This is a genomic window from Holosporales bacterium, from assembly GCA_031263535.1.
In the GTDB taxonomy this organism is placed as follows: domain Bacteria; phylum Pseudomonadota; class Alphaproteobacteria; order UBA3830; family JAIRWN01; genus JAIRWN01.
Genome location: JAISFO010000005.1, coordinates 1 through 14,898 on the forward strand (window position 1 = coordinate 1; position 14,898 = coordinate 14,898).

Annotated in this window: 11 protein-coding genes; 5 read left to right on the plus strand and 6 right to left on the minus strand. The window is 42.4% G+C overall.

Annotation, left to right across the window (positions count from 1 at the left end; translation table 11 throughout):
• Positions 1-279: 279 nt before the first annotated feature.
• Both LBL30_00300 and LBL30_00305 read right to left on the minus strand, forming a co-directional pair.
• Entirely contained in the window at positions 280-1,599 is a 1,320-nt protein-coding gene (locus LBL30_00300) for a GGDEF domain-containing protein (protein MDR1031556.1), read from the minus strand.
• Between the two features lie 280 nt (positions 1,600-1,879).
• On the minus strand, positions 1,880-2,413 hold the full coding sequence (locus tag LBL30_00305; GenBank protein ID MDR1031557.1) for a hypothetical protein: 534 nt from the start codon (positions 2,411-2,413) through the stop codon (positions 1,880-1,882).
• 215 nt (positions 2,414-2,628) lie between these two features.
• On the opposite strand from LBL30_00305, the gene LBL30_00310 reads away from it, so the two are divergent.
• The gene (locus LBL30_00310) at positions 2,629-3,927 is read left to right on the plus strand and encodes a terminase family protein (protein ID MDR1031558.1); all 1,299 of its coding nucleotides are present in this window, start codon (positions 2,629-2,631) and stop codon (positions 3,925-3,927) included.
• A gap of 20 nt (positions 3,928-3,947) precedes the next feature.
• Here the strand turns inward: LBL30_00310 and gap are convergent, their stop codons facing one another.
• Complete coding sequence (gap, locus tag LBL30_00315) at positions 3,948-4,946, minus strand: type I glyceraldehyde-3-phosphate dehydrogenase (GenBank protein ID MDR1031559.1); 999 nt, start codon at positions 4,944-4,946, stop codon at positions 3,948-3,950.
• A 225-nt stretch (positions 4,947-5,171) separates the two neighbouring features.
• Here gap and LBL30_00320 point away from each other — a divergent pair, with 225 nt between their 5' ends.
• Entirely contained in the window at positions 5,172-8,033 is a 2,862-nt protein-coding gene (locus LBL30_00320) for a hypothetical protein (protein MDR1031560.1), read from the plus strand.
• Positions 8,034-8,107: 74 nt separating this feature from the next.
• A complete protein-coding gene (locus LBL30_00325; protein MDR1031561.1) occupies positions 8,108-9,385 on the plus strand; it encodes an MFS transporter in 1,278 nt (425 codons plus the stop codon).
• Between the two features lie 69 nt (positions 9,386-9,454).
• Here the strand turns inward: LBL30_00325 and LBL30_00330 are convergent, their stop codons facing one another.
• From LBL30_00330 to LBL30_00340, 3 genes are all read right to left on the minus strand, one after another.
• The gene (locus LBL30_00330; GenBank protein MDR1031562.1) at positions 9,455-9,742 is read right to left on the minus strand and encodes a type II toxin-antitoxin system RelE/ParE family toxin; all 288 of its coding nucleotides are present in this window, start codon (positions 9,740-9,742) and stop codon (positions 9,455-9,457) included.
• Positions 9,732-9,962: a hypothetical protein gene (locus LBL30_00335; GenBank protein MDR1031563.1), complete on the minus strand. Its 231-nt coding sequence runs from the start codon at positions 9,960-9,962 to the stop codon at positions 9,732-9,734. The genes LBL30_00330 and LBL30_00335 overlap by 11 nt, the downstream gene beginning before the upstream one ends.
• A gap of 150 nt (positions 9,963-10,112) precedes the next feature.
• Complete coding sequence (locus tag LBL30_00340) at positions 10,113-10,670, minus strand: DUF2628 domain-containing protein (protein ID MDR1031564.1); 558 nt, start codon at positions 10,668-10,670, stop codon at positions 10,113-10,115.
• 152 nt (positions 10,671-10,822) lie between these two features.
• On the opposite strand from LBL30_00340, the gene LBL30_00345 reads away from it, so the two are divergent.
• Both LBL30_00345 and uvrB read left to right on the plus strand, forming a co-directional pair.
• On the plus strand, positions 10,823-12,316 hold the full coding sequence (locus LBL30_00345) for an ATP-binding cassette domain-containing protein (GenBank protein MDR1031565.1): 1,494 nt from the start codon (positions 10,823-10,825) through the stop codon (positions 12,314-12,316).
• Between the two features lie 59 nt (positions 12,317-12,375).
• Entirely contained in the window at positions 12,376-14,370 is a 1,995-nt protein-coding gene (gene uvrB, locus LBL30_00350) for an excinuclease ABC subunit UvrB (protein MDR1031566.1), read from the plus strand.
• The last annotated feature ends 528 nt before the right edge of the window (positions 14,371-14,898 follow it).

Genomic DNA, 14,898 nt, shown 5'->3' on the forward strand with positions numbered 1-14,898 from the left:
CCAATAAGGTGATTTTCGGTGGCAAGCTCCAGTTCAGATTCGCTGAAGCTAACATACAATACGTCATCCCTTTGTAAGGGAGAAGCAGTATACGGGACAGCATTCCAAAAGGCCTAGCTATGTCTGTCCCCAGAGGCATGCTTCTAACGAAGTAAGCTTAACAGAGAAGGAGTGAGCATATTTTGAATGGTCCTTTTGTCAAAGCGGTAGATAGATTTTCTTTGTCTTTTTAAACGTCAAGCGATTTTGTCAAATTAATATCATTATCATTTATAATCCTTAAACTGCAACGGATTGCTTAGAAGAAGCCGCCTCTTTCCTTGAAAGCTTTTTGTTTTTGGACAATTCCATATCGGCGTTTGATATAGCCTTTCTTAAATCTTTATCGGAACTGCAATAACTGATACCAAAGCTGACAGACAAACCACTTATTTTAATATCTTCAATCTGAAAAACTTTTGTAAAAATATTTTCTCTCGCTCTATGCAATATGTCATGAGCATCTTTTAAGGCAGTATTAGGCATTATCAAGATGAACTCATCCCCCCCATAACGGCAAACTAAATCGCTGCTGCGTACGGATTCAATAATAGCCGCGCTTAGAAGCCTAAGCAGATTGTCCCCCACATCATGTCCGTACATATCGTTAAAGGCTTTAAAGTGATCTGCGTCGAGAATGCATACACAAGCCCCGCGCTCCATAGATGCTCTTAACTGCGCTGGGCAATCGTCAACAAAACGCCTGTTATAAGTATCTGTCAAACAATCCCTCAGCGTCAGCCTGACGTTATCAAATAGATATTTGTACAACCTGGATCTTACCCTGGCGTGTAATATAAGGCTTTGTATCCGCTTTCTTAGTTCTAAGTCGCTGTATCCAAGGTAAAACTCTTCACAGAAGCTGGAGGTTTGTAAATAGTTGGGGTGACGGTCGATCTTATCGCTTATAAGCAATAGGGAAAAGCATTTCGGCGTATTATCCAAAAAATCCAGATATTCTTTAGTATTTTCGACTAAGTTACCCAGATTCATGACTAAGCAGTTTATATTCTGTTTGTCGATACTGAATGACCTTTCTTTCAGCTGGTAAGCAGATACCATAAAACCAATCGATCGCAGGCGGCGCTCTGTAAATTCATCTAAGTCTATTGCGGCAATATTTATTTCGTTTGGGTCTGTCCGTAATGCCGAAGAAAAATCTACTTTACCGCGAAAATCGGCCAGTAAACGCTCTACCGCAGCAAAACGCCTTAGGAAATAAAACAGCGCATCATCACACAGATCTGTCCTTATAAAATCATCTACCGGCAAGTCGTAACTTGAATTAAAGGCAGCTTTTCTTCCTAGTACTGCAACGACCGGAATGTGCCGATTTTGGGAAACTCCGTACGCTTTAATTTCCTCTATAACGTTATGGAGATCATGTGGTGACGTGCTGGTAAAGGCAGATTCGCTGAACAGCACTACTTTAATGCGGCCAGAACATACGGACTGGTGTAAGTCATTTAGTGAATATACGGGAACCACGCAGTAGAGAGTATCGGCAAAGAATTTAGTTAAAACACAATCTTGGCTGTTTTTGCATACAACCGCTATCAACTAAACCACCACCAATCGAACCTTACCACTCAGCGCCCTATGCTTCTGAACAAATTCAGACAGGTCACAGAGCAAAAAAGTATCATATTCTGCTTTGTTGGCGAAACATCTTCTTTTATCGGCCGATTCTGAAGCAATCAGCAGGAAATAAGGATGATATTTACTAAGCTGAATCGCTTTTACTGCAGTAAATATCCTCCTTTCGACCATATTTATCAAAAATGACCGTTAAATATATTATCGCCGCGTAGTTCACACGCAGCTGCTAATTATTAGTTGCTCAATTCCGAAGCCTAGCCACTGCTGCCGCAGTACCTGCTGACAACGCAGGAATCACGATATTTAGCTCTCCATAATTTTCATTATCAGCTAAATTGGCTCGCATATCAGGGTAAGCTTCTAAAATATCTTGTGCAAACAGCCTCTTAATCGGCCTTCTTTCATTATCTAAAATATCTGCTCCATTGTGTCTACCTAGCAAACCAACAAGTACAAAAACCATAAAAGGTTTTTTGAGGTTGTCAACTAAAGCGGGATTATCTAAAATAGCCGAAATACAATCTTTCAGTCTCTGAGCAGCCTCCGAACTCTCCAGATGTATTGCTTCAGCACAACAATCAATTGTACCGAAAATAGTCGCCTTATCAATCGCCAGCTCATTAACCGTACTAGCTATGTCTGCTCCCTGAACCCTTGGGAGATTTATATTACTACTACTTACCTGTATTAGGGGTAGAGCGCTATGCACAGCAACCGGCTCAGCTAACAAACCAACAACTACAGCAACACTCAAAAATCCAAACTTGTTATTCAACATTTCTTCCTCTTCAACATAACGATACGAAAAAGGTAATAGCACAATAAGTGTGTTTGGTCAAGCGCTTTTTTACAATTCGTCATTATTTTTCTTTAAGCTACAACAGATAAATATGTACATTTACTTGATTTTATTTAAGATATTTTAAAGTTATTGACGAAAAGGGCCATAAGATATAAAATTAAGTCTTCTCGCACTATATCAATAAAATAATGGAAGATAGCAACAAAGCCTTGGCTGTAAAAGCCATGCTTGAGCTTTGTCAACAAAAGCTTCAAGATCAACAAAGAACTAAGGCCAAATATAATTGGCAGTTAAATGCCAGGCAAAGCCAGCATGTTCCTGATGGCAATTGGAAAATATGGCTGATTTTGGCTGGACGAGGGTTTGGTAAAACAAGAACAGGTGCCGAGACAATTCGGTATTGGGTAAACAGCGGCCTATATAAACGCATAGGCTTGATCGCCAACTCTGTAAACGACGCAAGGACGGTTATGATTGAAGGGGAGAGTGGGCTGTTGTCCGTAACGCCCTCTTGGGAAGATATTGTGTTCGAACCGTCTAATCACCTTATAAGATGGAAGAAGCGTCGTGCAATCGCCCAGATATTCAGCGCCCAGACGCCTGAAAAGCTGCGTGGTCCGCAGTTTGATGCGATTTGGATTGATGAGCTGGCTAAATTTAAAAAAGCGAGAGAGGTTCTAGATCAAGCAAATTTTGCCTTGAGGCTGGGTAAATTACCAAGGATGATAATCACAACAACGCCTCGTCCTACTAAGGTCATTAAATCCCTAATCGCACGTGATGATGTGTTTTTGACCAAAGGCAGCACGTTTGAGAACGAAAGCAATTTAGCACCCCAATACATCGAGCAGATGACCAAAAGATACTCTGGCACTAAAATCGGCGCGCAAGAGCTATACGCCGAGATTGTTGAAGATAATACGGCTGCACTTTGGTCATGGAAAATGATCGAGAGTGCACATAAGGTTCCGCCTGACATGCAGCTTCAGCGAATCGTCATCGGTATAGATCCGGCCATCACCACCAATAACAGAAGCGATGAAACCGGAATAATTGTGGCCGGAATTGACGAGGTTGGACGCATTTTGGTGCTTGAGGATGCAAGCACCAAAGACCCATCTGATCTGTGGGCTGCCACAGTGGCGCAATATTATGCAAAATATAATGTGAACGCCGTGGTTGTTGAAGTTAACGCAGGTGGCGACTTGGTTGAGCAGATTCTGCTTGCAACGAATAAAATCATGCACATCAAAAAAGTGCGGGCAAGTAACGGTAAGCTGGTCAGGGCAGAGCCAATATCCATGCTTTATAAGACGGGCAAGGTTTTTCACAACCAAACCTTTACGGAGCTTGAAAAGCAAATGACGTCGTATACCGCTAAGCCTGGCGAAAAATCACCAGATCGGCTGGACGCCTTGGTTTGGGCCTTGACTGAGCTAACCAAACATACCAATTCAGATATGGAGACCGAGGCTTGGAACCTTTGAAAACACAAGACCAAAAGCCGCTATACTGATATATATTCGGCAATATCGATCATTCTGTGTACAAAAGCCCATTCGTTATCATACCAGGCCATGACTCGACAGAAATTGCCGTTTGTAACGCTGGTTTGCGTTGCGTCGAATATGGCGCTGAAGCATGTGTGATTGCAGTCGCTGGAGACAATCTCGTCTTCACAAACAGAAATAATTCCCTTCATAGATGAGCCTGCAGCGTCTTTGATTGCATCGTTTAGCTGGCCAGAGGTTACTTTTTGCTTGGATACGAATGAGAAATCTATCAAAGATACATTAGGGGCAGGCACTCTTAGCGCTGTACCAGTAAGCTTTCCGGCCAACTCAGGAATAACCAAATCAATGGCCTTGGCCGCCCCAGTGGAGGTTGGAATTATGTTGACTGCGGCGGCACGCGCTCGACGAAAATCTTTTTTATGGGCAGTATCTATCAAGTTCTGATCGCTGGTATAAGCATGAACTGTCGTCATATGACCTTTTTCTATGCCAAAGCGATCGTTAAGAACTTTGGCAATCGGCGCCAAGCAATTTGTCGTACATGAAGCCGCAGAAATCACCTTATGACAGCTTTGGATTTGCTTTTGATTAACACCATATACAACCGTCACATCTGCATCTTTACACGGCGAGGAAACTATGACCTTTTTGGCCCCCGAGCTTAGATGAGCGGCTGCTTTCTTTTTATCGACAAAGCGCCCTGAACACTCCATAACTATATCAATTCCCAATTTGCTCCAGGGCAGATGGCCAGGATCTGAAACTTTAAACATCTCAATGCTGTTTCCGTTTATCCTTAATTTACCGTCTTTAACACTTACGCTGCCGTCAAAAGTTCCGTGAACAGAGTCGTACTTGAACAGATGCGCGCTCATGTCCGCTTTCGCTAAGTCATTTATGGCAACTACTTTTAGGTTTTTGTTACCCAACGCCGCCCGCAGAGCTAAACGACCAATGCGACCAAAACCGTTTATCGCAACCAACTTTGACACAACAAATCTCCTGCCAATCAATTAGATAAGCTTTATATAAATACACAAAAAGGCTTAAAAAATATATAAGGGCGCTTTATTAAAAAGCCAAAAAACGGCTGAGAGATTAGGATTTACAGAAAAACAGTAAACTTGAAAAGTATGTATGTCTGCATTTTTAACCTTGATATAAACAGATTATTTAAAATAAACTAAAAAATATGTGATCTGGAAAAGGTTGCTTTAGTGTTTTTTGATCATTTTGCCAATCTAAGCGCGCTAGATGCGTGGATAGTTGTTATATATCTCGTTATCACCTTAATCATAGGGGTCATTCACTCTTCACGAGTCAAAAGTTTGTGGGAGTTTTCCGTTTGGGACAAAAACTACTCTGTATCAGTCACGGTGGCAACCTTGGTTGCATCGCTTATTGGAAGCAGCTCTGTCATGGGGCTTTGCGAAAAGTCCTACCAAGTTGGGTTTTTGATGATTATATGCTACTATGGCACTGCACTTAATAAGTGGTTCATGGCGAGGTTTCTTGCCGAGCCTATTGCACATTTTCGCAAAGCGGTATCCATGGGCGATATCATGGGCGCTTTATATGGAGATGCAGCTAAGTTTATATCTGGCATATCGATTACCCTGCGTTTGATCGGAAGCATGGGCGCTCAGGTGGCGGCGATAGGCTTTGTATTTAACTATTTCTTCGGAACATCTTATATTATTGGCACTATCATCGCGTGTGGGGTTACAACGCTGTACGCTGCAGTAGGCGGCGTTAGATCAGTAGTACTAACAGATATATTCCAATTCATAATTACAATAATCGTCTTACCGCTCAGCCTGGGGGTTGGAATTTTGCAAATGGGGGGCTTTGAAAACATAATTGCCGCACTGCCATCATCTCATTTACAAATCATCCCCACCGACATCAAACACTGGAATATATTTTTGGTGTTATCTATGGGCGGCATGTCCTCAATTGCCGTGCAAAGAATGTTAATGGCCAGAACACCTAAAATAGCCAAAAAATCATTATATTTATCAACATCTATTGCTGTATTGGTGCTTACTTCGGTCGGAATCATTGGCCTTATAACAAAAATCATTCAGCCAGATATAAACCCAAATTTGGCATTTTTTGCTTTCACTAATTCAGTTATGCCAGAAGGTTTAAAGGGGGTTGTTGTCGCTGGGTTTTTGGCCATTATTATGTCTACCGCTGATTCTATTTTAAACACAGCAAGCGTAGCGTTCGTTAATGATGTTTTGTTCCAAATCCCAAAACTTACAGAAAGGATGCGTCTTATTTTGGCTAAGTTATCTACGCTTATATTTGGGTTTGGCACTCTTTACATTGCGTTCAATTGCAAAAGTATACTTGAGGTTGCTTTGCAGGCCTATATTTCCTGGACTCCTGTTGTGATTGTGCCATTTGTTGCAGGGCTGCTGGGTTTTATAACAACTCCGCTCACTTTCTTTTGCGCAGCGGCGGCCGGCGTTATGACTGTTTTGATTTTTATATTTTTTGGAATCGGTAATCCAAAGATAGACGCTATTGTTCCAGCAATGCTTGCCAACTTTGTATTTTTCTTCTCGTCCCATTATGTACAAAAGTACTTTTTCGGCGAATATTTCAAAAAAGCAACCGATGAAAGAAAGAAAGCTATATCCGATGCAAAAAAGAGCAATCATAAATACTTTATCGATCCGCCCAAGATAGAATTCACGCTGCTAAATCGTATTCAGTACTTTTTTTCGAGAATCGGTTTTAGCGTTTTCAAGTGGAGCAATATAATGAAGTTTTGCTCTCGCCATGTTGTAAAAAGCGGCGCAGAGTATCTGACATTTAGTATTTTTGGTGTTGTCAACTATGTCGTTCCATACTTTATGTGGTCAAGCACAGACGTAAACAGTGTTGTGGTATTGGCTTTCAGGATCATAGCAGGATCCTTATGTGTCGCGCTGATGTTATGGGAAAAACTACCCAGCGATTACGAAAGATACCGTCCTGTTTTTTGGTACATTGCTGTTACGTTTTGCTTACCGTTTTATACAACCTATATGGTGCTTTATCATTGGGGCGATACCATGTGGATTATTAACGCGACTTTATCGGCCTTTTTGCTCGGCCTGTTGGTTGATTGGACGATGTTTTGTGTCTCATTGACGGCGGGCGTATTTTTTGGCTGTCTAAGCTATCATTTCTTTGTTGACGCAAGCGCCATTGTGCTGAGCAATAGCACCATGATACATCAATTGCTTTACATTGCTGTATTTTCCATTGCTATCGTTTATTTCTTTGGACGCAAAAATGAGATGCGCATCCAAGATCGCTTGAACAACTTACATGCAATTTCTGATCTATTGGCTCATCGAATTAACGTGCCTTTATCAAATGCTGAAAGCAATTTTACTTTCATTACTCGTAATTTGCCAACCTATGTTAAAGCGTATGACAAAGCAGTTGGCGCTGGGCTTATAACACCAGAGTCGACAGAATCCCGCGGTAACTTGCTAAACTGTTCTAAGAAGGTTGCCTTTAACCTGAAGTCTTCACTATTGTTTATAGAGTCTATGCTGGCGCACACTCAAGAAGATGAAGATCCTACCTCACCGGACAATGGAGGGTATATTAGGTCATCCGATATTTTAAACGAAGTTATTAAATCATTCCCCATGTCTATTAACGATCCTATCAAAATTACCTTAAAGGAGGATAAGAGCTTCATTTTGAAGTGCAATAAAGAAAAATTTTTCCACGTAATTATTAACATACTTAGGAATGCTCAAGAGGCCATTTTCGAAAAAAGGCTAAGAACAGGCATTCTTGATAGCGAGGTTGAAATTTGCACATTTGCCGGAGATTTTTTTAATACAATAACGATACACGACAATGGAGTAGGAATACCGGAAGATATCAGAAAGCGTATCTTTGACCGATTTTTTACGACAAAATCCAAGTTAGGAGCTGGGCTTGGACTTTACTTCTGCAAGCTTGTTATTAAGAGAATCGGAGGCACCATAGACCTTGAGTCAGAAGAGGGTAAATTCACCCGCTTTATCATTACCTTGCCTAAATTCTATAACGATACAGACAAATAGTATTAGCTGCGGCTCTTGTGTTGACTTGTTTTCCGTGACGATGTAGGGTCCGGGGTTGTTATCTTCCGGCAGTCATGAACAAAGCAAAGATCGATACAGAATTTCAGGCTATGAAAAAGGTTATTTTTTCCTGCATCGCAGGAAGCTCCTTAGAGTGGTATGACTTTGCCCTGTACGGTTACTTTGCCGCTCTGCTTGGAAGGCTGTTTTTCCCCTCTGGCGACGAGTTTCAGCAACTTATCGCTTCATTTGGCGCATTTGCCTCTGGACTTATCGCTCGCCCAGTCGGTGCGGTGATGTTTGGCTATATTGGCGACATATGGGGCCGAAAAAAAGCGCTGATAGTTTCCATATATATGATGGCGATACCTACCGCCGCCATGGCCTTGCTGCCGACTTATGAATATCTGGGCATCTGGTCTGGCGTGCTGCTGACGATGATTCGGATTGTTCAAGGACTTGCGCTTGGTGGCGGGTTTACAGGTACTATGGTGTTTATTTACGAACACTCAAGTGAAAAGCGTCGAGGGACTTATTCATCATGGGCTCCATTCAGTCTGGTTTTTGGTTTTGTACTGGGTGCAGTTATTGCGACCGTTGTAGGTTTTGCACTGGATAACGATGCTTTAGAATCATGGGGATGGAGGGTCCCTTTCGGTATCAGCTTCATCGGCACCTTTATAGCCAAATATGTTCAAAAGCGGCTTTCTGATCCAAAAGAATTTCTCGATGCCAAAAAACAAAAGGCAGAGAAAGAGCCACTGCTTAGAAGTTTGTTTTCACGGCATTGGAGGGCGCTGATACTGGTTGTCGTTATCGATATACTGACGGCTTGTGGCTACTTCCTGTTGTCCGTTTTCATTCCTACATACTTTGACAAGATGCTGGATTTTGGCATGCAGACGAGCTTCCTTATAACCAGCATCAACATGGTGCTGTTTTCTTTATCAATTTTGCTTGGGGGATGGTTGTCTGACAGGTTTGGTAAACGTAAGCAGATGATTGTCGCTTCAATTTTGCTGGCCCTTCTGGTTTATCCGCTGTTTTTAGTTATGAAGATAGGGCCTATTTCGGCCATGCTGAGCCATTTCGGACTAATATTCTTGTTTTCCATATACTATGGCCCTATACCTGCGGCTATTTGTTCAGTTTTCCCAGTCAAAACAAGGCTGATAGGGGTTTCTGTTGCCCATAACTTCGCTATGGCCGCTTTTGGAGCATATGCCCCTACTTTGGCTACGTATTTAATCAAGTGGTCGGGAAACATCTCAATCCCGGCAGTGCTGTTCGTCATAAGCGCGCTGCTTACCGCTGCAGGGCTATACGTTTGGGAAGAAGGCAAAAGTTACTAGGCCAACTATTACAAAAATAAATCGATTACCGCTCTGTTATATGGAACAGAATATATTTGCGTATCATTTTTAATTTGCAGAAATTCGTCTATCTAGAGTTTGGTATATTTTCTCTCTAAGACCAATTGCTAACGCCTTGATAAGCTGAAGGTTTTCATCTATCGCGTAAATAATTCTGTAATCGCCTACACGTAATCTGAATAACCCTTGATATTTTTTCCCACTTAATGGCCTGAAGTCATATGGTCGTTCTGATAATCGACTTTCTACGGCTTTTCTAATCGAAATCAATAAATCCTTCGGGATTTTTTTAATATCGCTGAGGACTTTTTCGTCGTAGGTTATTTCATAGCTCATCCGCTTTATTCCAGAAAACATCTGAAGATAAGTATTTTACGTTTTTGGAACTTAGTCTTTTCAAAGCTATATCACCTAATCTCTTGTCTTCCCAATCTTCCAGTGCGTTCTGTGCTAACTCTAAGATAGCCCTCGATAAGCTGATTTTCTTATGTTCAGCATATGACTTAAAGTCTTGATAATTAAAATCATCTGAAAAGTTTATTATGGCTCTTTTCATAATCGGTTATCTCATATATCTATGATATACTATTGTATCATATTAATTCGTTTTTGCAAATTTTTTCTAATTAGGAAGTCACTATTACGGACGGCGTAATGGTTCTCAGATTAACGAGGTTTAACTTTTACCTTGTTCTGATTAGGTTAACTACCGCATAACAAAATAATACACACCTGACGCCAAAAGCACCAAGGCAGAACAAAGCAGCCCCATAAACAGCGGACTATGCGTAGCTGAATAATTATTATGCATATTCTGTTTAGATTTTTTACCTATAAAACTGTAATAACAAATATTGCCAGCATAGCCATAAACAATGCAGTAAGCTAAAGTATCGAACTGCCGAACAATATTCCAATAGCGATATTCTTCGCCCAAAACTCCCGGCCATACGTGATCAAAGCTGCACCAAATTAGGGCAAGGGTGTGCTCCTGAAATCCAATGTCGAAAAGAAAAATGAACCCAAGGAAAAAAACAAACGTACATAAGTACATTTTCCTGTATACAAACCAAAGCGGACCAAACAAAGCTGCCGCCCAATTAAATGAAAACACCTTATTGCCTTCATAAATATCGTTCAGCCTGTTCAGGTAGTATGTATCGTGCTTACACGTTTGTCCTGTTTTTTTATAAATGACATCAAGTATTGATTTTTGATAGCTACTCAGCTTTGCAGATCCTGATGCGCCGGATTGTTTACTCACTTTAAACTGTCCCTTAACGTGCATATTGTTTAGCACATGTGATAGCATTTGTCAAGCATTTTCGAACAATTATTCGCAAAATTTTGCCTCGTTGATTTTGGCAAGAGTGGCATCTATAATCTCGCCGGTATTCAGTATATTCAGCCACAATCATGACAACTTTGCTTCAACTTAAAAGCATCAGTAAAAGCTTTGGGGCGCGGCATTTATTCCAAGACGTAAGCTTTACTATAAATGATGATGAGCATGTTGGGGTTATTGGACAAAATGGCGCGGGTAAGACTACGCTGTTTGACGTCATCATTGGTAAGCAAGAGCCGGATAACGGAACGATGACCAAGTCGACCAATTTGCACATCGCCTACCTGTCGCAGCATGACGATTTCACGCCAGACGAGACCGCCGAGGATTATATTATGCGTGTTGCAAATGTCATGTCGTGGGAGGTGCAGTCCCAATGTGCAGATTTCGACATTGATAAGCGTCGGCTTCAGAAAAAAATATCCACTTTAAGCGGTGGATATAAAATGAGGTGCAAGCTGCTGGGCTTGTCGTTACAAAAAGCCGATTTGCTTCTGCTAGACGAGCCAAGCAACTATCTTGATTTGGACACCATCCTGGTGCTTGAGCGTTTTTTGCAAGGGTTTTCGGGCGCATTTATGGTGATTTCCCATGATCAGGAATTTCTGCGCCGAACGACCGATCATATCTTGGAAATTGAGGGTGGCGAAGCAACCAAATTCAACGGAAATCTCGACGATTATTTCGAACAAAAACAGATATTGCGGGAACAGCTTGAGGCCCATGCAGCAAGCCTTAAAGAGCGCCGGGATGAAATTTTACGCTTTGTTGCAAGATTTGGCGCCAAGGCAACCAAGGCCAGGCAAGCTCAATCACGCTTGAAACGACTTGATAAGATGGAGACGGTTGAGGTTAAGCCAATTCCAGTATCGGCAAAAATCAAAATACCGCCGCCAACCCATTGCGGAAAAGTTGCTTTAACCATTAAAGATGCAGATCTTGGCTATGGCAACAACAGGATATTAAGAAACGTATCGTTTACGGTACAGCGAGGCGATCACATCGTGGTTACCGGCGCTAATGGCCGAGGGAAGACCACTTTGCTTAAAAGCCTGGCAGGCGCTATCCCGCTTCTTAACGGTACGTTAGAGTTGGGGTATGAAGTCAGCTTAGCCTATTACGCCCAGCATGTCTCAGAGCAGCTTAAGCCAGAGCGCACTGTGCTTGAAGAACTTGTGTGCGCAAAGGATACATCGATAACCGAGCAAGATGCCAAAAACCTGGCTGGTACACTGCTGTTCACTAAAGATGACATGAACAAGAAGATCAAGATTCTTTCCGGTGGCGAAAAGTCGCGTGTAGCTTTAGGTTGCGTTCTGCTGAAAAAGGTCAATTTCCTTCTTTTGGATGAGCCAACCAATCATCTGGACTTTCAGACAACGGCGGCTCTCTCACAAGCGTTGCATGAGTACGGCGGTGCTATTATAGTTGTCAGCCACGACCGCGCTTTTGTCAGAACGCTCAGCAAAAAGACCATAGAGGTTCAAGCAGATGGCACCGTTGCCGTCTATCCTGGCACTTATGACGAGTATGTTTGGTCGCTGCAGAGAAGACTTAGGAAATAATCAAAGGCTGAGCAAGCCGCGTTTCTTGTGTTAATATATTTTTTCGCATCAGAGCATTTATGCCCAAGGGGTTGTTTAAATTACAGTCTGATTACGTACCCGCTGGCGATCAGCCAAAGGCAATAGAAAGCCTCGTTTCTGGTTTCCTAGAAGGCAAGAAAGAGCAAGTCCTTCTTGGCGTTACTGGGTCTGGCAAAACATTTACCATGGCCAATGTGATTGCCAGGCTTGATGTTCCGGCGCTGATAATGGCCCCTAATAAAACTTTAGCGGCCCAACTTTACGGAGAGATGAAAGGGTTTTTCCCTGATAACGCCGTGGAATACTTCGTTTCGTACTATGACTACTATCAACCAGAAGCTTATGTGCCACGAACGGATACCTTCATAGAAAAAGAAGCGACCATAAATCAACAAATAGACCGCATGCGCCACAGCGCAACTCAGGCGCTACTCGAACGCAGAGACGTCGTCGTTGTGGCCAGCGTGTCTTGTATATATGGCATAGGGTCGCCTGAGACCTATGGCAAGATGGTTATTCCCGTTTATAAGGGGGAAAAGGTCGACAGAGAAGACCTGATTAGAAAACTTATCAGCCTGCAATATACGCGCACGGATTTTTACCTTGAGCGCGGTACTTTTCGCGTAAATGGCGACACAGTAGATATCTTTCCTTCGCATTTGGAAGACAAGGCGTTTAGATTAATGCTTTTTGGGGACGACCTTGAGGGAATATTCATAATCGACCCTCTCAGTAGTAAAAAGCAAGAATCCCTGGACGCTGTCAAGATCTATGCCAACAGCCACTATGTCACTTCACGAGAAATCGTCTCTCGCGCCATTGGCGACATAAAGCATGAGCTCGTGTCTGTATACGACGGCTTTAAGCAGAAAGAGCAATTAATCGAGGCTCAACGTATAAGCGAGCGCATAAAGTTTGACCTAGAGATGCTTGAGCTTACCGGACACTGCCGAGGCATCGAAAACTATTCGCGGTATTTAACCGGCCGCTCAGAAGGAGAGCCGCCTCCGACGCTGTTCGAATATCTGCCTAAAGACGCTTTGCTGATCGTTGATGAAAGCCACGTTGCCGTCCCTCAGATCGGCGGAATGTACAATGGCGACAGGCAAAGGAAACAAACGTTGGTTAACTATGGATTCAGGTTGCCGTCTTGTCTGGATAATCGGCCGCTAAAATTCGAAGAATGGGACAGCATGAAACCAAAAACGCTGTTTGTATCCGCTACGCCAGGAAAGATTGAGCTTGAGAAAGTCCATGGCGAAGTTACTGAGCAGATCATCAGGCCAACTGGTTTAATCGACCCGGAATGCTTTATTCGGCCGACTGAACATCAAGTTGACGACCTTATCAACGAATGCGTAAAAGTAATCGCCAGCGGGCACAGAATCCTTGTGACGACGCTTACAAAACGGATGGCTGAGGATTTAACCAAATACTTGGCGGAGGCTGGGCTTAAGGTAAATTACATTCATTCGGATATAGATACGTTGGAGCGAATTGAGATTATCAGACAGTTCCGCTTAGGCGTGTTTAACGTATTGGTTGGAATAAACCTGCTCAGGGAAGGGCTTGATATACCAGAGTGCGGGCTGGTGGCAATACTTGACGCCGATAAAGAAGGGTTTTTGCGGTCTAAAACTTCTCTAATCCAGACCATTGGCCGAGCGGCAAGGAATATTGAGGGACGGGTGATTTTTTATGCAGACTCTATAACCGAGTCTATGCGCGTGGCTATGGAGGAAACTAACCGCCGTCGAGCGCTGCAAGAAAGCTATAACAAAGAACATGGCATAACTCCAGATGGTATTAAGAAATCTATAAGCGATATTCTTGGATCGGTATGCGACCGAGATTCCTTCACGGTTGGCGTTGATGCGTCGTCAAAAAATCCCAAGGCGACAGAAAAACGCCTAAAAGAGCTTGAGAATAAAATGAAAAAAGCCGCCTATAATCTGGATTTCAAAATCGCCGCCAAGTACCGAAATGAAATCGAATCTATAGAGAAAGATTTCCTCAAAACCGGCTTAAAATAAGGCATGCAATCGAGGAGGTTATGCAGGCTACCAAGCCATATTTTTAGCAACGTATCACTTATTTTCTTATTTAATTTGCCTAAATGTTTAAAAAGCTATGGTCCCATATTCATTGGCTTCATGTTTACAAGCATTAATGAAACTGTTTTAAGTTGGTAGAGCCTGTCTATTATATCCATCAAGCGGGCCCGTACAGAGATACTTGCAAGCCGCAGCTTCCGGTGCATTATTATTAATTGGTTATAAAACTTGCTTAGGCGATTATCAAACTGCAGTGATTCAGCGCTATATTCGCGAAGAGCTCCTTCATGTTTCCTGGACAGCAATAAGCAATTTTGATTTATATGTTTTTGGTATTTGCTTTTTTCAATATTACCGCTCCTCATGCATTTATTGACTTTTTTTGTATAATTTTAATTAATTATTTGAGAAGTGTGTTATGGGGGCAACGTGTGGGGAGAGGAATTGAGGAATAGTGGGTTTTTAGGTTGATTGGTTGCAAAATCGGCCTTGACGTTGCGCTGGGGT